The 20,138-nt window shown below is 41.5% G+C and carries 17 protein-coding genes; 1 reads left to right on the top strand and 16 read right to left on the bottom strand.

Annotated elements, in window-relative coordinates:
- Positions 1–16: 16 nt before the first annotated feature.
- From rsmB to remA, 7 genes are all read right to left on the bottom strand, one after another.
- On the bottom strand, positions 17–1,378 hold the full coding sequence (gene rsmB, locus BM390_RS03855) for a 16S rRNA (cytosine(967)-C(5))-methyltransferase RsmB (RefSeq protein WP_089852974.1): 1,362 nt from the start codon (positions 1,376–1,378) through the stop codon (positions 17–19).
- Positions 1,371–2,312 (bottom strand): methionyl-tRNA formyltransferase, encoded by a 942-nt coding sequence (fmt, locus tag BM390_RS03850; RefSeq protein ID WP_089852972.1) that lies wholly within the window; start codon positions 2,310–2,312, stop codon positions 1,371–1,373. The genes rsmB and fmt overlap by 8 nt, the downstream gene beginning before the upstream one ends.
- A gap of 14 nt (positions 2,313–2,326) precedes the next feature.
- On the bottom strand, positions 2,327–4,738 hold the full coding sequence (priA, locus tag BM390_RS03845) for a primosomal protein N' (RefSeq protein WP_089852970.1): 2,412 nt from the start codon (positions 4,736–4,738) through the stop codon (positions 2,327–2,329).
- Positions 4,739–4,740: 2 nt separating this feature from the next.
- Entirely contained in the window at positions 4,741–5,937 is a 1,197-nt protein-coding gene (gene coaBC, locus BM390_RS03840; protein WP_062319851.1) for a bifunctional phosphopantothenoylcysteine decarboxylase/phosphopantothenate--cysteine ligase CoaBC, read from the bottom strand.
- 79 nt (positions 5,938–6,016) lie between these two features.
- Positions 6,017–6,232 carry a DNA-directed RNA polymerase subunit omega gene (rpoZ, locus tag BM390_RS03835; RefSeq protein ID WP_369813733.1) on the bottom strand — a complete coding sequence of 72 codons (216 nt, stop codon included), beginning with the start codon at positions 6,230–6,232 and terminating at the stop codon, positions 6,017–6,019.
- A complete protein-coding gene (gene gmk / locus BM390_RS03830) occupies positions 6,229–6,852 on the bottom strand; it encodes a guanylate kinase (RefSeq protein ID WP_062319849.1) in 624 nt (207 codons plus the stop codon). The genes rpoZ and gmk overlap by 4 nt, the downstream gene beginning before the upstream one ends.
- Before the next feature lie 34 nt (positions 6,853–6,886).
- On the bottom strand, positions 6,887–7,147 hold the full coding sequence (remA, locus tag BM390_RS03825) for an extracellular matrix/biofilm regulator RemA (RefSeq protein WP_062319847.1): 261 nt from the start codon (positions 7,145–7,147) through the stop codon (positions 6,887–6,889).
- A gap of 291 nt (positions 7,148–7,438) precedes the next feature.
- Here remA and BM390_RS03815 point away from each other — a divergent pair, with 291 nt between their 5' ends.
- Positions 7,439–9,151 carry an Rqc2 family fibronectin-binding protein gene (locus BM390_RS03815; RefSeq protein WP_089852968.1) on the top strand — a complete coding sequence of 571 codons (1,713 nt, stop codon included), beginning with the start codon at positions 7,439–7,441 and terminating at the stop codon, positions 9,149–9,151.
- A gap of 60 nt (positions 9,152–9,211) precedes the next feature.
- Here the strand turns inward: BM390_RS03815 and pyrE are convergent, their stop codons facing one another.
- The 9 genes from pyrE to BM390_RS03770 form a co-directional block, all read right to left on the bottom strand.
- Entirely contained in the window at positions 9,212–9,829 is a 618-nt protein-coding gene (gene pyrE / locus BM390_RS03810; protein WP_062319843.1) for an orotate phosphoribosyltransferase, read from the bottom strand.
- Positions 9,819–10,526 carry an orotidine-5'-phosphate decarboxylase gene (gene pyrF / locus BM390_RS03805; RefSeq protein WP_062319841.1) on the bottom strand — a complete coding sequence of 236 codons (708 nt, stop codon included), beginning with the start codon at positions 10,524–10,526 and terminating at the stop codon, positions 9,819–9,821. Before pyrF ends, pyrE begins: the two co-directional genes overlap by 11 nt.
- Positions 10,519–11,433: a dihydroorotate dehydrogenase gene (locus BM390_RS03800; RefSeq protein WP_062319839.1), complete on the bottom strand. Its 915-nt coding sequence runs from the start codon at positions 11,431–11,433 to the stop codon at positions 10,519–10,521. The genes pyrF and BM390_RS03800 overlap by 8 nt, the downstream gene beginning before the upstream one ends.
- Complete coding sequence (locus BM390_RS03795) at positions 11,430–12,197, bottom strand: dihydroorotate dehydrogenase electron transfer subunit (protein ID WP_062319837.1); 768 nt, start codon at positions 12,195–12,197, stop codon at positions 11,430–11,432. Before BM390_RS03795 ends, BM390_RS03800 begins: the two co-directional genes overlap by 4 nt.
- On the bottom strand, positions 12,197–15,397 hold the full coding sequence (gene carB / locus BM390_RS03790; RefSeq protein WP_089852967.1) for a carbamoyl-phosphate synthase large subunit: 3,201 nt from the start codon (positions 15,395–15,397) through the stop codon (positions 12,197–12,199). Before carB ends, BM390_RS03795 begins: the two co-directional genes overlap by 1 nt.
- Positions 15,397–16,479, bottom strand: coding sequence for a carbamoyl phosphate synthase small subunit (locus BM390_RS03785; RefSeq protein WP_062319835.1), 1,083 nt, complete (start codon positions 16,477–16,479; stop codon positions 15,397–15,399). Before BM390_RS03785 ends, carB begins: the two co-directional genes overlap by 1 nt.
- On the bottom strand, positions 16,476–17,753 hold the full coding sequence (pyrC, locus tag BM390_RS03780) for a dihydroorotase (RefSeq protein ID WP_062319833.1): 1,278 nt from the start codon (positions 17,751–17,753) through the stop codon (positions 16,476–16,478). The genes BM390_RS03785 and pyrC overlap by 4 nt, the downstream gene beginning before the upstream one ends.
- The gene (locus BM390_RS03775) at positions 17,719–18,663 is read right to left on the bottom strand and encodes an aspartate carbamoyltransferase catalytic subunit (protein WP_062319831.1); all 945 of its coding nucleotides are present in this window, start codon (positions 18,661–18,663) and stop codon (positions 17,719–17,721) included. Before BM390_RS03775 ends, pyrC begins: the two co-directional genes overlap by 35 nt.
- Positions 18,664–18,732: 69 nt before the next feature.
- Positions 18,733–20,100 (bottom strand): solute carrier family 23 protein, encoded by a 1,368-nt coding sequence (locus tag BM390_RS03770; RefSeq protein ID WP_089852965.1) that lies wholly within the window; start codon positions 20,098–20,100, stop codon positions 18,733–18,735.
- Positions 20,101–20,138 lie beyond the last annotated feature (38 nt).

Genomic DNA, 20,138 nt, shown 5'->3' with positions numbered 1-20,138 from the left:
TCACCTCACCGACTGATTATGTTTCATCAGTTGCTTGTTTATATTGTAAACGCGTTAAGAAGAACCCGTCCGTATGAAAATCATCCGGGAAAATTTGCAGACCAAAAGGGGTAACCCCAACGGATTGTTGTAAAAATGCCGGCAATTCGGTAAAGAATGTCGGATCAACTTCATATCGCGTTTGTCCTGATAAAAATTCAGCAATCAACGCTTCATTTTCAGTTGGATCAATCGTACACGTGCTATAAATCAGTTTCCCGTCTTCTTTCAATAGTGGCATGATGGTGTTTAACATATCAAATTGAATCATCGAGAGATTTAACACGTCTTCACTAGTCTTTGTATACTTGATATCAGGTTTTGTTCGAATCACACCAAAACCAGAGCACGGTGCATCAATAAGAATCCGGTCAAATGTTTTGACCTCAAATAGTTGATCTAACTCGCGCGCATCCATCGCTTTTGTCTTAATATTAATCAGGCCCAATTGCGCCGCTTTTTTGTCAACTAATGTTGTTTTCTTCTCATGTAAGTCATAACTATACACTCGACCCGTATTCGATAACCGTTCAGCTAAATCGGTTGTTTTACCACCTGGTGCACTACAACTATCAAGGATGACTTGATCTTTTTCAACAGCCATCATCTCTCCGACTAACATAGACGTTTGATCTTGGATTGTGACAATCCCCTCGTCAAAGAAAGGATGTTTTAAAATGTTGCCCGCGTTAATAATAAGCCCTTTCGATGAAAAAGGAGAGGCCTCTACCTCAAAACCATCTTCAATTAATTGTTGTTTGACGTCTTCGCGTGTCATCTTAAGTAAGTTTACTCGAACGGCTTTATCTGCTTTGATTAGTTGAGCGGTGGCGATTTTTTCTGCTTTTTCTAAGCCGTAACTATCGATCCAGCGTTCCATTAACCATTCTGGTGTACTCGTTTCGATACTCAATCGTTTCGTTACTGGTTCAATCGTTTCGTATGAAGGAAACCCTTGACGTAGCGCTTGGCGCAGAACACCATTGACGAGTTTAACGATACCTTGATGTCCGCGCTTTTTAGCAATTTCAACCGCTTCATTGACAACAGCATGGTCAGGTACTTTATCTAAATACTTTAATTGATAAAAAGATAAATAAAGTAACCACTTTACCCAACTTTGGAGTTTCCCTGTTTTTTTCACGAACTGGTCAAGGTCATACGCGAGTGTTAATTTACGATTCAACGTACCATAAACGAGTTCGGTGAATAAACCTTGGTCTCTGATATCTAAGGCGTTATTTTTTAATGTTTGATCAATCAATAAATGACTAAACGCGCCATTATCTCCTACTTTAACTAGCACATCTAAAGCATGTGCTCGGACTGTTTTACTCATCATTTTCACCTAATACTTTCCCTACACTTAATGGATGTTGTCCATTTAAGAGGTCTTTAATTGGCATGCGGTTCTTCCCTGCCAGTTGAATATCTGTTAATTTTACTGAACCATCCCCTGTTTGTACAATCACCCCATCTTGTTCTAATGCGGTAATGGTACCAGGCGCATGATCCGTTTGAGCGGGCGTTTTTTCCACCCACCATAATTTTAAATTAGTTCCGTCTAAGGTCGTGCTTGCGACAGGAAATGGATGCAGACCTCGCACATGATTATAAACATGCGTATTTGTTTCTTTCCAATCGATTCGCTCTTGGTCACGGGTAATATTTCGCGCATACGTCACCTGCGCTTCATCTTGTTTCACTGGCGTAAGCTCACCTGCGAATAATGCCGGCAGCGTAGCTTGTAATAAATCACGTCCTATGTGACTCAATTTATTAAATAGACTCCCCACGTGGTCATCTTCTTCAATTAAGATTTTTTGTTGGGTTAAGATATCGCCTGCATCTAGCGCTTCGACCATGTACATAATCGTCACGCCTGTTTCGCTTTTCCCATCAATAATCGCTTGATGAATCGGTGCTCCCCCGCGATATTCGGGTAATAGCGAGGCATGAACATTAATACATCCGTCTATCGGTGCCTCTAACAAAATATTAGGAACAATTTGGCCAAACGCCGCTGTCACAATTAAATCTGGCTTCGCTTCAAGAACTGGCGCATAATCTTCTTTTATTTTTTCCGGTTGAAAGACCGGCAAGCCTAATCGTTTGGCGGCCACTTTAACTGGCGGTGGCGTTAACACTTTTTTACGCCCCTTAGGTCGGTCAGGTTGAGTGACGACCAGCGGAATATCATAACCGTCTTTCACTAATTGTTCTAAGATAGGGACACTAAAATCCGGTGTTCCCATAAATACAATACGCTTCATGTTTAACCTTCTTTCTACATAAGTTGTTGTGGATTTAAATCAATATGGATCATTAACTGATTTTTATTACTTTCAGCCTCATAATGTTTTAATATTTTTCTTAACACTGTCATTAAGTCCGGTTCATCTTTATATTTTACCATGCATTGAAAGCGATAACGACCTTTAATTCTTTCAATGGGTGATGGCGTAGGTCCGAGGATGATAGCCTGTTCTGTTAAATGTTTATTGAGAAGTTTTTGAATCACGCGTGTCACTTCCTCTGCTTTTAAGCGGTTTTCATGCGTCACGGTTATTAACGTAAGGAAATAATAAGGCGGATACTGATAGGCCTTTCTTAGCGTCATCTCCTGTTTAAAGAAACCGTGATAATCATACTCTTTCGCAAATAACACACTGTAATGTTCCGGGGTATACGTCTGGATAATCACTTCCCCCGTCAATTCGTGTCTGCCCGCTCGACCTGATACTTGTGTAAGTAATTGAAACGTCTTTTCTGCGGCTCTAAAGTCAGGTAAGTTTAACAATCCGTCAGCTGCTAACACACCGACAAGCGTCACATCTGGAAAATCTAATCCTTTAGCAATCATTTGTGTCCCCAGTAAAATATCCGCTTGTTTTTTTCCGAATTGTTTTAATAAACGTTCATGCGCGCCTTTTTTTCTAGTCGTATCGACATCCATTCGGATGATGCGTGCCTCGGGAAAAGTTTCATTTAAAGCTTCTTCGACCTTCTCAGTCCCGGTCCCAAAAAAGCGAATCGATTCCGACTCACAATTTGGACAGACTTTAGGCATCGGCTCACTGTAATTACAATAGTGGCACTTCAATCGATGATCACGTTGATGGTAAGTCAGTGATATATCACAATCGGGACATTCAACGGTGTGACCACAATCTCGACACATAACAAACGTTGAGTAGCCGCGGCGATTTAAGAATAAGACGACTTGTTCTTGTTTATCAATCCGTTGTTGAATGGCTTCTTTTAATTGACGTGAAAACATCGTTCTATTTCCTTGGTGCAGTTCTTCTCGCATATCTTGAATTGTCACTTTTGGCATAACAGATTGATTGATTCGCTCTGGCATCTCAATCAGGTGATAGACGCCTTTTTTTGCCCGCGCATACGTTTCAAGTGTCGGCGTTGCGGTCCCTAGCACAACGGGACAAGCGTGATAGATAGCACGTTTTTTGGCGACATCACGCACATGGTAACGCGGATGATCTTCTTGTTTATACGTTGACTCATGTTCCTCATCAATAATAATCATCCCGAGGTTTTCAAACGGGGCAAAAATAGCTGAACGCGCACCAACGGCAACACTCACTTGTTTCTTTTGAATTTTTCGCCACTCATCAAATCGCTCACCCTTAGATAGCGCACTATGTAACACCGCGACCGCGTCACCGAAGCGACGTTTAAATCGTTCCACCATCATCGGTGTTAAACTTATTTCCGGTACGAGAACAATCGCTTCTTTGCCCTGTTTGATCGCATGATCAATCGCTTGAAGATACACTTCAGTTTTACCACTACCGGTGACCCCATGCAGCAAGAAGGTGTCCGGTAAATTTTGATCCATCTTGGACACGATCGCATCTAAGGCCGCTTGTTGTTGCGGGGCTAATGTGAGCGGTATTGTTTTTTCTGTTTGTCCTTGATAAGGATCTCGATTAACTTGTTGTTTAACCAATCGAATTAATTGATGATCCTTTAATTTATTTAACGTGTTCCGGGTCGTTTGATTCTCTGACAACACTTGTTTTAAAGGCTGTGTCGCTGGATGATCCAAAAAGTATTGAACCAGCTCAAATTGTTTTTTTGACTGCTTCGTTAATTCGGCAAGATAAGCATCAAATTCGGCCTCTGTTCCAACCACTTCTACCATTTGGACAAACTTATAACTTTCATTCGTCGTCACGTGATAATCCCATTCGACCGTTTTTTCTTTTATCTCCTCGTTAATCACCCGCAAAGGTATATGTTCACTCAATTCATCAAAGGCGATATAGTCACGGCCGTCAAATAAATCCGCTAGCTGTTGATTTTTCGGTTCTTCCAGACGGTGGAGCGATTTATCGTACGTCGCTTTTAGTGCTTGGGGTAACATCGCTTGAAAGCTAGAGATAAAGAAACTCATCGTTGATTCAGCCAGCCATTGACCTAAGTCAATCAGTTCTTTGGTTAGCACCGGCTGCACATCAAGTGTCGCTTTAATCGCTTTTAATCTTGACTCATCTAGCGTTGTTTCATTGACTGTATGTAGCACATAACCCATAATCGTTCGGTTACCAAACGGCACAATGACACGCATCCCAACTTCTAAGGCACCTAATAAATGGTCTGGGATGAGGTAATCAAAGAAACGATCAATATTACTTGCAGGAACATCCACGACAACGCGGGCTATTTTTTCTGTCATACTTAATCAACTTCCTCACTAATCACCCGTAAAATTTCCTCTGCAACCCTTCGTTTGGATTGAAGCGGTAAGGTTTGTTCTTGACCTTTTTTCGTCACGATGGTGACCGCATTTGTATCAGCATGAAACCCTTGATTGGGCTTTGATACGTCATTAATCACGATCATATCTAATTGTTTATGCTGTAATTTTCCTTTACCGTAGGTTAAGACATCTTCGGTCTCAGCCGCAAAACCAACTAAATATTGATGCGTTTTCTTCTCACCGAGTGTTTTTAAAATATCTTTTGTGCGCACCATCTCAAGAACGAGCGGTTGCTTTTGTTTCTTCATTTTTTGATCATACGTCACTTTAGGCGTATAGTCACTAACAGCGGCAGTCTTAATCACAATATCTGCTTCATGGTAGCGCGACGTCACCGCTTCATACATATCTTCTGCCGTTGTGACATCAATTTTAGTGACACCAACAGGTGCCTCTAAGTGAACGGGACCACTTATTAACGTCACGTCCGCTCCGAGTTCTTGTGCTACCGCGGCTAATTGATACCCCATCTTGCCTGATGAATGATTCGTTAAGTATCTGACTGGATCTATTTTTTCTTGTGTTGGACCAGCAGATATTAATAGTCGCTTTCCTTTTAAAAGTGCGCGTTTATTAGTCGTTTGTTCGAGAAATCGCACAATCTCCTCTGGTTCAGCTAAACGGCCCTTACCGACATAGCCACAAGCAAGGTAGCCTTCGTCTGGTTCAATAAAGGACACACCCCTTTTACGTAGCGTATTCATATTTTCAATCACGGCTGGGTGCTCATACATATGCACATTCATGGCAGGTGCAAAAAACACGGGACATGTCGTCGCAAGAAGCATCGTTGATAATAAGTCATCCGCAATACCTTGCGCATATTTACCAATCATATTAGCCGTCGCTGGTGCAACGACAACATAGTCAGCCCAATCAGCGAGGGCAATGTGTTGAATTTCTGATGCATCTAATTCATCAAATGTATCTAAATAAACAGGTTGTCTTGAAATGGCTTGAAATGATAGCGGTGTGACAAATTTTTGTGCGCCGTTTGTTAAAATCACTTTGACAATCGCCCCACTTTGTGTGAGTTTACTCGTTAAACTAATGGCTTTATATGCCGCAATGCCACCCGTCACCCCAAGGACAATCTTTTTTCCGGATAATGTCATCGTTTCTTCACCCTTTCTTTATGCATGAAAACCCCCAAGCCACCGTAATTGGCGAACAAGGGGGTTAACGTGTGTAAATTTAGCGACGTTCTTTGTATTCAGTTGAAATAAATGTCAACTTATCTGCATAGATTTCTTCTAGTGCGATCCCGACATTTGTTGCTGAGGTCGGCTCTTCAATTTGAACAATTTTTTCATCTTGAATTTGACGTGCACGACGTGATGATAAGGTCACAAGGGTATACTTAGAATTAATTTTCGTTAATAATTGGTCAATAGATGGATCTAACATCATGATTGACTCACCTCCAGGATTTTCTTGTATTCAGATGCGACACGTTCACGTTTACAGTGCTCGCTTTTAACAATCGCTTGGACGTTTTCTACCGCGTGATCAACTTGATCGTTCACAACAACATAGTCATAAGCGTCCATCATATCAATTTCTTCTTTTGCGGCATTCAATCGATTCATCACAAGTGTTTCTGTTTCTGTGCCACGACTGACAATCCGATTTTTTAATTCTTCCAAACTTGGTGGTGATAAGAAGATAAACACACCTTCTGGGAAGTTTGCTTTGACTTGCAGTGCCCCTTGAACTTCAATTTCTAAAAAGACATCATTACCGTCTTCTAATTGTTGTTCAACATACTCACGCGGTGTACCGTAATAGTTCCCGACATACTCAGCGTGCTCGAGTAGTTGATTGTTCTCGATCATTTGTTCAAAAGCTTCTTTTGAACGATAGAAATAATCCACACCTTCTTGTTCACCCGGTCGCATTGGACGTGTCGTCATCGATGTCGAATATTTTAATGATGTATCTTTTTTAAACAGCGCTTTTCTCACTGTTCCTTTACCTACACCGGAAGGTCCAGATAAAACGAAAAGAATGCCTTTTTGTTTAAATAACAACGTTAATCCCCCAATCAAGCTAATACCGTTAGCTTTAATCTAATAATTCTTCTTCGTGTGTCACAACACGGTTACCAACTGTCTCTGGTTGAACCGCAGATAAAACGACGTGGTCACTATCTGTGATAATCACCGCACGTGTCCGTCTACCATATGTTGCATCAATAAGTTTATTATTCTCTCTTGCGACAGAAATAATACGTTTGATTGGCGCAGACTCTGGTGAAACAATCGTGATAATTCGGTTGGCTGAGACAACATTACCAAATCCGATATTAATTAATCGTAAACTCAATTTTTGCTCCCCCTTAAACTATAGCCGCTCATCATATGAATGACATAATAATCTTTATAATTATAGTATAAAATGCGCCATTTTGGAATGCTTCTTGACGAAATTCTTTTATTCATCATCGATTTAACCATCTTAATCACGTCATCTCGTAACTTCAGTATACACAATGATGCTCGTTTTTGTAAATGTTTCACTCGTTCCCTCTCGTGTTCATAGTAAAAGTAGTCGGCTATTTCGTCGGTATCATCACACGTCTATCCGTGCTATAATAACAACACGAGGTGATGACGTATGACATATGATGGTATGGTGACACGACGGGTAAGTAAAGAATTACAGGCATTACTTGCAACAGGTCGTATATTGAAAATTTATCAACCAACAAAAACCGAATTAATTTTAAATATCCGCGCCAATGGAAAAACACACCGGTTATTATTATCGATGCATCCTGTGTATGCACGTATCCATTTAACGGATGAGAAATTTACTAATCCAAAGGAACCACCGATGTTTTGTATGTTACTAAGAAAGCATTTGGAAGGTAGTTTTATCCGCGAGATTATCCAATATGAGAATGAACGCATCATTGAGCTGTCTATTCAAGGGAAGAATGAGATCGGTGATGATATTCGAAAGCGACTGATCATTGAAATCATGGGTAAACATTCCAATATTATTTTAGTCGATGCTGATAAAGGACACATTTTAGATGCGATGAAACATTTATCACCGTATCAAAATCGCTTCCGTACGATTCAACCGGGACAACCTTATATTTATCCACCGACACAAGATAAAGTGAATCCCTTTGATTTAAACAAAAAAGATAGAGAAACAATCGTAAAACAATCTTTACATGAGCGCGCGTTCATGACACATTTCATGGGTGTCTCCCCTCAAATTGAGCAAGAACTACAGACTTTTGGGGATGATATTGACTCACAAATCCATGGTTTTCATCAACTTTTAGTCGATATTGAAAACGGTCAGATTGATCCTGTGATTGATCAAACGAAACATGCGTTTTATCTGTTTCCACTTAAATCCTTTAGTGAAAACTTAAAACATTTTGCATCAGTCAATGCCTTACTTGATTATTTCTATCGCGATAAAGCCGAACGTGATTTAGTTAAACAACGCGCGGGTGATTTGATTCGGGTATTACAAAATGAACGCAGTAAAACCTTAAGAAAAATCAAAAAGCAACAACAGACGTTAAAAAAAGCCGAGCATGCGCCGAGCTATCAAAAGAAAGGCGAATTATTAACGGCGCATATGCACCTAGTTAAGCAAGGTGATTCCTCTGTTGATGTATTAGATTATTACGAAGAAGATACACCCACACTGACGATCGAATTAAATCCGAATAAATCACCGAGTGAGAATGCTCAGAGTTATTTTAAGACGTATCAAAAATTGAAGACGTCTAAGAAGATGTTAGACATTGAAATCCAAAAAGCGTATGAGATGATTGACTATCTTGACCAACTCATCGAACAAATTGAAAAAGCACGTTTAGAAGATTTAGATGAGATTAGAGAAGAATTAGAAGATGAAGGTCTGATTAAAAAGAAAGTGCTTAAAAACCAGAAAAAGAATAAACCGAAAAAACCATCACCTGATCGATATCAATCAAGTGATGGGACGATCATCTTGGTCGGAAAAAACAATAAACAAAATGACTATTTAACGATGAAGCTTGCCGGAAAACAAAATATTTGGTTACACACAAAAGATATTCCAGGCTCACACGTTGTGATTCGCTCTGATGCCCCAAGTGAGGCGACGTTAAATGAAGCCGCTCTCTTAGCGGCGTATTTCAGTAAAGCTCAACAGTCAAGTGCCGTTCCGGTTGATTATACTGAAATCAAACATGTGCATAAACCAAACGGCGCAAAACCAGGGTATGTGATTTATGACCATCAGAAAACCGTCGCCGTGACACCGAATAGAGCCATCGTAGAACAATTAAAAGAAAATGATCAAGCTCATACACATTAATAGAAAAGAGACGCCTCCTATTGTCATGGGAGCGTCTCTTTTTATGGTCTGAACTCTTGACTACTTTAACTCATCGCGCCAGCTAAGTAAGTCTTGTTGCTCCTCGGCAGTAATGGTGCCTTCATCTAGCAAGTATTCAATCAGTTGATCAAAGTTTGCTAACGTTTCATATGGGACGTTCACTGTTTCAAACGCTGCTTCTGCTTTTTTCAAACCGTAACTAAATATCGCGAGCACTTTAACGACGTTTGCGCCAACAGCTTCAATCGCACGGACTGTTTCAATGACAGACCCACCAGTTGAAATTAAATCTTCAATAACGACGATGTTATCACCTGGTTTAATAACACCTTCAATTTGATTTTGTTTACCATGTTTTTTTGCTGACCCACGTACATAACTCATCGGTAAATCGAGTTGCTGACTTAACCATGCTGCATGTGGAATACCCGCAGTTGCGCAACCTGAAATACCATCAATGTTATCTTTCATATCAGCGAGTTTATTAATAAAGCCCGTTGTGATCAGTTTTCTTACGTCTGGATAACTCATCGTCAACCGATTGTCACAATAAATGGGTGACTTAATTCCAGATGTCCAAGTAAATGAGCAATCAGGCTTTATTTGAACCGCATCAATATCAAGTAAATGTTTAATGATTCGGTGTTCATATGTCATAATTAACTGCCTCCAATGCTTTTAAATATTGTTGTCTTGGGTTGTCACTTTGAGTAATACTACGCCCAATCACTAAGTAATCAGCCCCATTTTGTTTGGCAAGTTCGGGTGTCGCTACACGTTGTTGGTCATCTGCTCCACTATTCACTAGGCGAATGCCTGGTGTCACAGTGAGAAACGCTTGTCCAAGTGCTGCTTTAATTTTCGGAACCTCTAGAGCTGAACAAACCACGCCATCAGCCCCATTTTGTTTAGCTAATGCCGAAAGGTCGATCACTGCCTCGTCCACAGATTGATTAAGCTTTAATTCCTCACGCAGTGTATGCTCATTATGTGACGTTAAAATCGTGACTGCAATTAAGTCTGCGACCGTGTTTAAACTACCTTCTATTAATCCTTCTTTTGCTCGCCTAATCATCTCTGCTGAACCAAGTGCATGAACATTGGTCATTTGCACATCTAAGCGCGCAATATTTTTCATCGCTTTATAGACCGTCGTCGGAATATCATGCAGTTTTAAATCAAGAAATACCTCTTGATTTCTTGCGCGTAAACGTTTGACGACATCGGGGCCTTCGTTATAAAATAACTCCATCCCAACCTTCACCGGTACATCGGTCAATTGGTGTTTAATTAAAAACTGATCAGCTGTCTGAAAGTCTTCAAAATCTAGTGCTAAATAAATCGGTTTACGCATCGATATGCCCCTTTCCTATCGCATCGGTCACTGAATCAAACCCATACTTATTTAAAACAAATGGTAAGTCATCAATAATCTCAGAACAAACGAGAGGATTTTCGAAATTCGCTGTACCAACCGCGACCGCGCTTGCGCCTGCAAGCAAGAATTCTAAGACATCTTCTGCATCTCTTACCCCGCCCATACCAATAATCGGGATATTGACCGCTTCATATACTTGATAAATCATCCGGATGGCCACGGGTTTGATCGCCGGCCCACTTAATCCACCTACACCATTACTTAACAACGGACGACGTTTGTTTAAATCAATCGTCATCCCTGTCAGTGTATTAATCATTGTTAATCCATCAGCCCCCGCTTGTTCAACTGCTTTAGCGATGGCGACGATATCCGTCACATTCGGTGAAAGCTTAACATAGACCGGTACGTTTGCCGCTTGTTTTACGCGTCGGGTCACTTCCGCGGCTACTTCTGGGTCGGTACCAAACTGGACGCCACCTTCTTTCACATTCGGACATGAAATATTGAGTTCAATTGCCGCAATATCACTACGTCTTAAGGCTGTTGCCACTTGTTCATATTCTTCAATCGTACTACCAGCAACATTAGCAATAACCGGTAAATCAAATCCAGCTAAAAATGGTAGTTCTTCATTGATAATTGTTTCCACACCAGGATTTTGTAGGCCAATCGCATTCAGCATACCCGACTTTGTCTCCGCCACTCGCGGGGTATCATTACCAAGTCGTTTATGTAATGTCGCTGCTTTAACCATAATTGAGCCAAGTTTACTTAAGTCATAAAACTGACTGTATTCTTTTCCAAAACTAAAACAACCAGACGCAGGCATAATCGGGTTCTTTAATGCTAACCCTGGTAATTCCACCTTTAATAGACTCATAACTGCACCTCATTTGCTTTAAAAACTGGCCCGTCTTGGCAGACCTTTTTCGTTGATTCACCGTCCGTTGTTTTAACAACACACGCATAGCAAGCACCAATGCCGCAACCCATACGTTCTTCAAGTGATAAATAACCGGTTGTATCTTTTAATTTTGTTTCAACCGCTTGAAGCATCGGAGTCGGACCACAACTAAAATAGTAATCACCAAAGAGCGATTGTTCATTAATAACATCGGTCACAAACCCATGTATCCCGTAAGTACCATCGTTCGTAGCAACAAAGACATCCCCAAGCGTCTGAAAATCATCTTCATAAAAGACATCCGCTGCTGATTGAAAGCCTAAGATACTTGTCACTTTGATGCCTTTTTTAATAAGCTGTTTACCGAGATAATAAAGCGGGGGCACACCAATCCCACCACCAATAAGTAGCACATGTTCGGCTTCAATGTCATCCATTGGATAACCGTTACCACATGGAATCAACAAATCAATCGCGTGACCTTCTGTCAGTTTAGCTAATTGGTCTGTCCCCTTACCAAACACTTTAAAGATCAGCGTCATCGTTTCATTTGTGTTACTGATATCACAAATAGAGATAGGGCGACGAAGCATATGCTCCGTCCCTTCCCCCACCTTAATGTGAACAAACTGACCTGGTTTTATCGTATTTAACATGTCTGCCTGAACATGAATCACTAACTTAAACGTTGCCTTTGCAATATTCTCAATCGACACCACGTGTGTCTCTAACTTTTTCATTAGCGAATGACCTCCTGATTAACAACCATCGGACGTGCTTGGAACGTTGTTTGATCGATGACATTAAGAATCGCGCGCGCTGTATCAAGACTCGTGAGTGAGGCAATACCATGTTCTACTGCTGCTCGTCTAATTTTAAACCCATCACTAAGCGGTTTATTACCTGATGTCAGCGTATTAACAACAAAGTGTACCGCGTTCTTTTCAATCAATGATAAAACATTTTCTTGATCTGAACCAATCTTATCGACCGCTGTCGCAATCACACCGTTCTCTATCAAATGTTCCGCTGTCCCTTGCGTCGCATAAATATCAAAACCAAGTTGTTGGAAGCCACGCGCAATGTCTGTTGCTTCTGCTTTATCTTTATCTGCGACAGTAAATAACACCGCACCTTCAAACGGAATCTCAATACCTGAAGCGACAAGCCCTTTAAACAGTGCTTTTGCGAGTGTTTTATCGCGTCCAATCGCCTCACCTGTTGATTTCATTTCAGGCCCTAAAATCGTATCGACACTTTTTAGTTTCTGGAAGCTAAAGACCGGTACTTTAACTGACACGTGATCCGCTTCTTCTAATAGCCCTTCTTCATAGCCAAGACTCGCTAAAGATTCACCCATAATGGCACGCGTTGCGAGATTTGCCATCGTGACATCGGTAATTTTACTTAAGAATGGAATCGTCCGGCTCGCACGCGGATTCACTTCAAGTACGTAGACATTATCTTGATGGACGACAAACTGAATATTGATCAGGCCTTTAATATTTAAGGCTTTAGCAATCTTAATGGTCGTATCAATTAATTGTTGTTTCGTTTCCTTACTTAGGCGCTGGGTTGGATACACCGCAATCGAGTCACCAGAGTGCACGCCCGCGCGCTCAATATGTTCCATAATGCCGGGAATAATCGTCGTTTCTCCGTCACTAATCGCATCAACCTCAACTTCGATACCTGTTAAATATTTATCAATTAACACAGGATGTTTACGTTTAATATGCGTCGTCTTTTCTAAATAATGGGCAAGTTCTGTGTCATTATAGACAATCTCCATTTGACTCCCACCAATAACGTATGATGGTCTAACTAGAACTGGGTAACCGATACGGTTCGCAACAACTTTCGCTTCATCAAGCGCCTTGACACTCTCGCCCTTTGGTTGTGGAATCGATAAGCTTGTAAGCAGTTGTTCAAATTTATCACGGTCTTCTGCCCGGTCGATGGCTTCTAAGTCAGTACCAAGAATCGTGACGCCGCGTCTCGTTAAACCGTCTGCTAAGTTAATGGCCGTTTGTCCACCAAACTGCACAATCACACCGACAGGTTGTTCAAGTTCAACCACATGCATCACATCTTCTAATGTTAGTGGTTCAAAATATAATTTATCTGACACACTAAAGTCAGTCGAGACGGTTTCTGGGTTTGAATTCATAATAATCGCTTCATAGCCCATTTCTTTTAAGGCAAGGACAGAGTGGACGGTCGCATAATCAAACTCAATCCCTTGTCCAATTCGAATCGGACCTGAGCCAATGACGATCACCTTTTCACGGTTAGAGACAAGTGATTCTTGCTCTTCTTCATAACTCGAGTAAAAGTACGGCGTACTTGATTCGAATTCTGCCGCGCACGTATCAACCATCTTATAGACCGGTTTAATGTTATGTTCCATACGCATGTTATAAATGACATCTTCAGAAAGACGGGTAATTCGCTCCAGTTGGCGATCTGAAAACCCGAGTTTTTTGGCTTGTTCTAACGATACGGCTGTTAGTTTTTCATTTAATAACACGTGTTCAAACTGAATAATTTTTTGTAGTTTCGTTAAGAAGAAGCGATCCATTTTCGTTAGCTCAAATAGCTGTTCAACCGTGTAATGACGACGCAGTAGTTCTGCTAAGACAAAGATGCGTCGGTCATCAGCTTTTACGACTTGTTCGAGTAAATCTTCATCCGTTAAATCCACACATTCTGGCAAGTAGAAATCATCATCATTAAAGTCAAGAGAACGAATCCCTTTTAAGAATGACTCTTCGAAGGTACGACCAATGGCCATTACTTCACCAGTTGCTTTCATTTGTGTTCCTAGCGTGCGATTACCAGAGGTGAATTTATCAAATGGGAATCGTGGGAATTTTGTCACAACATAATCAAGTGCGGGTTCAAACGCACTATAAGTCGTTTCGGTCACAGGATTTTTTATTTCATCAAGCGTTAAACCAATCGCAATTTTAGCGGCAATCTTGGCAATCGGATAACCTGTTGCTTTGGATGCGAGGGCACTTGAGCGACTCACACGCGGATTCACTTCAATGATGTAATATTGGAAACTATCCGGGTCAAGGGCGAGCTGAACGTTACAGCCACCTTCAATTTCTAATGCGCGAATAATTTTTAGTGAGGCATTTCGCAACATTTGGTATTCACGGTCACTGAGTGTTTGTGACGGGGCAACAACGATGGAGTCTCCGGTATGAATCCCAACCGGATCAATATTTTCCATGTTACATACAACAATCGCTTGATCATTTTTATCGCGCATCACTTCGTATTCGATTTCTTTAAATCCGGCAATATTACGTTCAATTAAACATTGATTAACCGGCGAATACTGCAACCCACTGCGGGTAATCTCCCGTAAGTCTTGTTCGTTATAACACATACCCCCACCAGAACCACCGAGCGTATAGGCTGGTCTAACAATCAGTGGGTAACCGATTTGATCTGCAAAGGCGAGAGCCTCATCAACAGAATTAACAATCTCACTTTCTGGTACCGGTTCATTTAAATCATGCATTAACTGACGGAACTTTTCACGGTCTTCTGCCAATTGAATGGCATCAAGGCTGGTCCCTAACATTTCGGTTGGGTATTTATTTAGTATGCCACTTTTTTCTAACTCAATGGCTAAGTTTAAACCTGTTTGTCCACCTAAGGTCGGTAAAATCGCATCTGGACGCTCTTTTTGAATGATTTTTGATAAATATTCAACGGTTAAAGGTTCCATATATACTGTATCTGCAACCGTATGATCAGTCATAATGGTCGCTGGGTTAGAGTTCGCAAGCACGACTGTATAGCCTTCTTCTCTTAATGCTTGGCACGCTTGTGTTCCTGAGTAATCAAATTCTGCGGCTTGACCAATAATAATCGGACCTGAACCAATCACGAGGATCTTGTTGATGTCTGTACGTTTTGGCATTAGAGCGCCTCCTTGTTTAATCGTTTTGCGTTTTCAATATTCGTCATAAATTGATCAAATAAGTAACTCGTATCCTCTGGACCTGGTGAACTTTCTGGGTGATACTGCACACAAAATGTTGGGTACGTCGTATGTTTGACCCCTTCAACTGAATCGTCATTGATGGCAATGTGCGTCAGTTCCAAATCCGTTCCCTCTAATGACGCACGTGTCACCGCGTAGCCATGATTTTGTGAAGTTAAGTGTGTTTTACCAATTGTTAAGTCTTTCACGGGATGGTTCGATCCGCGATGACCGAAGCGCATTTTTTCCGTATCCGCACCCGCGGCGAGGGAAATCAGTTGATGACCAAGACAAATACCGAACACGGGTACATGTGGCATGATGTCTTTAATCATGTCAATCGCCACCGGCACATCTTTCGGGTCTCCTGGTCCATTGGTCAACATAATACCTTCTGGTTTTAATGCTAAAATCTGTTTGGCGGTATAGTCATAAGGTACGACGGTCACGTGACAGTTGCGTTTCGTGAGGTCGCGTAATATACCGTGCTTCATCCCAAAATCAACAAGGACAACCCGGTGTCCTCTACCTGGCACCACATAAGGGTTTTTCGTTGAGACACGACTGACTTGGTCTGTCATGCCTTGTGAAAATATCGGCTTGTCGTTATGCTCATCTCCTGCGGCTGTTAGGACGGCGCGCATCGTTCCGTGTTTTCGAATAATTTTCGTGAGCTTTCTCGTATCTATGCCACTAATGGCTGGAATCTCTTTCTGTTTTAGGAATTCATCAAGTGTCTCTTCATGTCTAAAGTTTGACGGAGCTTCACACATTTCTTTTACGACAAAGCCAAACACTGACGGATCAATCGATTCAAAATCATCACGATTAATACCGTAATTACCGATCAGCGGATATGTCATCGTCACAATTTGACCACAGTAAGAAGGGTCAGATAAAATTTCTTGGTACCCTGTCATTCCTGTATTAAAGACAATTTCGCCTTCTTTTTGATTTAAATCACCATAGGCATCACCGGTAAATACCGTTCCGTCTTCTAGTATGAGTTGTCGTTTCATTTTGTTTCCCCCTTATAGACAAGTTCTCCGTCAACGAACGTCATCATAACTTGACCCGTTACATTCATTTGATCAAATGGGGTATTTCTGCCCTTTGATTCAAATGTGCTTTTATCAATAACTGTTTTTGCCTGTACATCTAATAAAACTAAATCCGCTGGTCTATTTAGTTCTAGTTTCCCTTGTGTTAGTCCGAAAACTTCACCCGGCTTCACTGCTAAGTAGCCAATTAAATCCGCTAACGTCATCACACCTGTTTCTACAAAATGAGTATATAGGAGAGAAAATGCTGTCTCTAACCCGACAATACCAAACGGCGCTGTCTCAATCGGCTGATTTTTCTCATCACTATGGTGCGGCGCATGATCGGTGGCGATAAAATCAATCGTACCATCTAGTAAACCTTGAAGCAGTGCGTCGCGATCTTCTTTTGCGCGCAGGGGTGGATTCATTTTAAAGTTCGTGTCACGTTCCTTAATGTCATCTTCCGTTAAGATCAAATGGTGGGGTGATACTTCTGCGGTTACGTGAATACCGGCTCGTTTCGCATCTCTTACTACTCGCACGCTTTCTTTTGTTGAGACGTGACACACATGATAATGACAGTTTGCTTTTTCAGCCAACAAAACGTCACGCGCAATTTGCGTCGCTTCACAAATCGATGGAATACCGTTGACACCTAGTCGACTCGCCACGTCACCATCATGCACGCAGCCACCGTAAATGAGTGAATTATCTTCACAGTGTGCCACAATCGCTTTATTATTTTTGGCTGCTTGCTTCATCGCTTCATACATATCGCCAGCCGTTTGAACGCCGACACCATCGTCAGTAAATTGAAACGCTCCTGCTTGTGTTAAAGCGTCAAAGTCAACAAGCGCTTCGCCTTTTAATCCGCTCGTAATCGACGCGTAAGGATAGACTTTCACGAAGGCATCTTGTTTAATCTTGTCTTGTACCACTTTAAGCGAGGACACATCACTCGGCACTGGGTTTGTATTTGGCATCGCACAAATCGTCGTATAGCCACCTTTAGCTGCTGCTTTTGTTCCTGTTTCAATTGTTTCTTTATGTTCCCCACCTGGTTCTCTTAAGTGGACATGGACATCAATAAAACCTGGCGCAAGGATAAGGCCCGTCGCATCGATTACCGTATCTGTTTCTGTCGGTTCGATGTGTTGCCCCATTTGGTCGATTTTTCCGTCCACTACCAAGATATCAATCGTTTGTTGTTGATCATTAACTGTATAAGCGTTCTGGATAAGTAAAGTCATGTTTAATTTCCCCCTTTTTTAACTGTTGTTGAAACAAAACCATTTCGATGACAGCCATCCGGCTATAAACACCGTTGGCCATTTGTTTAAAGATTCTTGATTTCTCTGCTTCAACGAGCGTGTCGTCTATTTCCACCCCTCGATTTACAGGCGCTGGATGCATGACAATCGCATGTTCTTTCAATCGATTATACCGATCGATGGTTAAGCCGTACTGATTTAAGTAATCGGCTTTATTGAGTGCTTCTTTACTTGAGTGGCGTTCCAGTTGAATTCTCAACAACATGATCACGTCACTATCTTCAACCGCCTCATCAATCTCGAGATAAGGAAAATCAAGCGTGTCATCTCGGTAACTTTCTTTTGCGGATAACCGTACGTCAGCGCCAAGTGTTGATAAAGCAATCGCATTGGAACGTGCCACGCGTGAATGGAGAATGTCTCCAACAATCGTTACTTTTAACCCTTCAAATGAACCGAATTCTTGATACATTGTATATAAGTCCAGTAGTGATTGGGTCGGATGCTCACCCTTACCGTCGCCACCGTTAATGACAGGAATGTCAAGTTGGGCCGCCAGTTCTTGTACCGCATTTTCTTTTGGATGACGGATGACAATGGCTTTTGCACCAATAGCTTCAAATGTTTTAGCCGTATCGTAGACTGTTTCACCTTTTAATGCACTTGAAGATTCGACATGAAAATCGAGCACGTTAAGCCCGAGCTTCTTCTCAGCTACTTCAAAACTCATTTTTGTCCGTGTACTCGGTTCATAAAATAAATTCGCAATAAACATCTCTTCTTTTTTATAACTTGGTTTAACTTGACCGGTTTCAATCGCTTCAATTCTTTTTAATAATCCGAGTAGTTGGTCTTTTGTCATTGTTTTCATCGATACAAAATCTTTCATTAGTCCGTCACCCTTTCTTGAATTATGTACATCATTGTTTTAGAAAAGGCTAGCCGAAGCTAGCCCATTTTATTCTTGATCCATATCGGTATCGCCAAACATTTTACCGTTACCAAAGGCGGCTTCTTTGCCTGGTAAGATTAAGTTTAAAAATACACCGATAAAAGCTGCGAGGGCCATACCCTCTACTTTAAATCCGAAGTCACCAATGGAGAATTGAACCATGGCGCCACCGATCCCAATCACAAGGATGACCGATGAGATAATTAAGTTACGGTTATTACCTAAGTCGACTTGGTTATCCACTAACATTCTAAGTCCACTTGAGGCGATGATCCCGAACAAAAGAATCGATACCCCACCCATTACTGGTGTTGGAATTGAGATAATCACATCTGAAATAATGCCGATAAATCCGAAAGTAATCGCCAGAACCGCAGCCCCACCAACAACGAAGACGCTAAAGATTCTCGTAATCGCTAGTACCCCGATATTTTCACCATACGTTGTATTAGGTGGTCCACCTAATACAGAGGCGATCATGGTTGCAACACCATCACCTAAAATCGAGCGGTGTAAACCAGGGTCTTTTAAGAAGTTACGTCCAACAACTTTTGATAGGACCATCTGGTCACCAATGTGTTCGGCAATTGTGACGAGTGCGACAGGTACCATAATCGCCATAATATTTAAATTTAAGACGTCGAGCGGTTGATAATGCACAAACGGGATAACAAACTCCGGTGCGACAAAAACTGCACTTAGAAATTCTGTAAATGAGCCGGCTTCAATAATCTTGGTAAAGCTTGCTTGAATAGCGGATGTATCTACAATCCCTTGAATCAATGCATACGTATAACCGACGATGATCCCGATAAGAATGGGAATGAGGCCAAAGAATCCTCTAAAGAACAAGGAACCCACAATCGTGACAACCAGTGTAAGAATCGCAACTGAAAAATGCGTCGCACTATACTCGCCTTGGACGTTCATCGCCATATCAACAGCGGTTGGCGCAAGGCCTAAACCGATCACGATAATGACCGGGCCGACAACAACAGGTGGTAAAGCTTTCATGATCCAGTCAAGACCGAATGAAGCAATTAAGAGCGCCACAAGGCCGTATAGTAGACCTGCGACAAAACTCCCCATCATCGCGCCTTCAATCCCACCACCGACCGCTCGAGCTGAGATGATTGGCGTGATAAACGCAAAACTTGAACCTAAGTATGCGGGGATACGTCCTCTTGTGATTAATAAGTAACTTAATGTCCCTGTCCCACTTGAAATGAGGGCAACTGATGCGGGTAATTCGGTTAAAAACGGAACGAGCACAGTGGCTCCAAACATAGCGAATAAGTGCTGTAAACTTAACATAAACCATTTTGATTTTTTTGGAACGTCTCTAACGTCCATGACCATATCTAATCTTTCCATCGACATGACTTCCTCCTTTTAATCTCTCTCATTTGTTT

It is taken from the genome of Halolactibacillus miurensis (genome assembly GCF_900116255.1).
Lineage (GTDB): Bacteria > Bacillota > Bacilli > Bacillales > Amphibacillaceae > Halolactibacillus > Halolactibacillus miurensis.
The sequence above is the reverse complement of the archived record's forward strand: the minus strand, read 5'-3'. Positions and strand labels throughout refer to the sequence as shown.

Coding starts and splice junctions, on each gene's coding strand:
- BM390_RS03800 (WP_062319839.1), bottom strand. CDS start 11,433: ATGAGTCTATTAAAGGTGGAATTACCAGGGTTAGCATTAAAGAACCCG.
- BM390_RS03795 (WP_062319837.1), bottom strand. CDS start 12,197: ATGAAAAAGTTAGAGACACACGTGGTGTCGATTGAGAATATTGCAAAG.
- fmt (WP_089852972.1), bottom strand. CDS start 2,312: ATGAAGCGTATTGTATTTATGGGAACACCGGATTTTAGTGTCCCTATC.
- pyrF (WP_062319841.1), bottom strand. CDS start 10,526: ATGCGTAAACCGATTTATTTAGCACTAGATTTTGAAGACTTTCAGACA.
- pyrC (WP_062319833.1), bottom strand. CDS start 17,753: ATGACTTTACTTATCCAGAACGCTTATACAGTTAATGATCAACAACAA.
- BM390_RS03815 (WP_089852968.1), top strand. CDS start 7,439: ATGACATATGATGGTATGGTGACACGACGGGTAAGTAAAGAATTACAG.
- coaBC (WP_062319851.1), bottom strand. CDS start 5,937: ATGACATTATCCGGAAAAAAGATTGTCCTTGGGGTGACGGGTGGCATT.
- rsmB (WP_089852974.1), bottom strand. CDS start 1,378: ATGAGTAAAACAGTCCGAGCACATGCTTTAGATGTGCTAGTTAAAGTA.
- BM390_RS03785 (WP_062319835.1), bottom strand. CDS start 16,479: ATGAAACGACAACTCATACTAGAAGACGGAACGGTATTTACCGGTGAT.
- rpoZ (WP_369813733.1), bottom strand. CDS start 6,232: ATGATGTTAGATCCATCTATTGACCAATTATTAACGAAAATTAATTCT.
- BM390_RS03775 (WP_062319831.1), bottom strand. CDS start 18,663: ATGAAAGATTTTGTATCGATGAAAACAATGACAAAAGACCAACTACTC.
- priA (WP_089852970.1), bottom strand. CDS start 4,738: ATGACAGAAAAAATAGCCCGCGTTGTCGTGGATGTTCCTGCAAGTAAT.
- BM390_RS03770 (WP_089852965.1), bottom strand. CDS start 20,100: ATGGAAAGATTAGATATGGTCATGGACGTTAGAGACGTTCCAAAAAAA.
- pyrE (WP_062319843.1), bottom strand. CDS start 9,829: ATGACATATGAACACCGAATCATTAAACATTTACTTGATATTGATGCG.
- carB (WP_089852967.1), bottom strand. CDS start 15,397: ATGCCAAAACGTACAGACATCAACAAGATCCTCGTGATTGGTTCAGGT.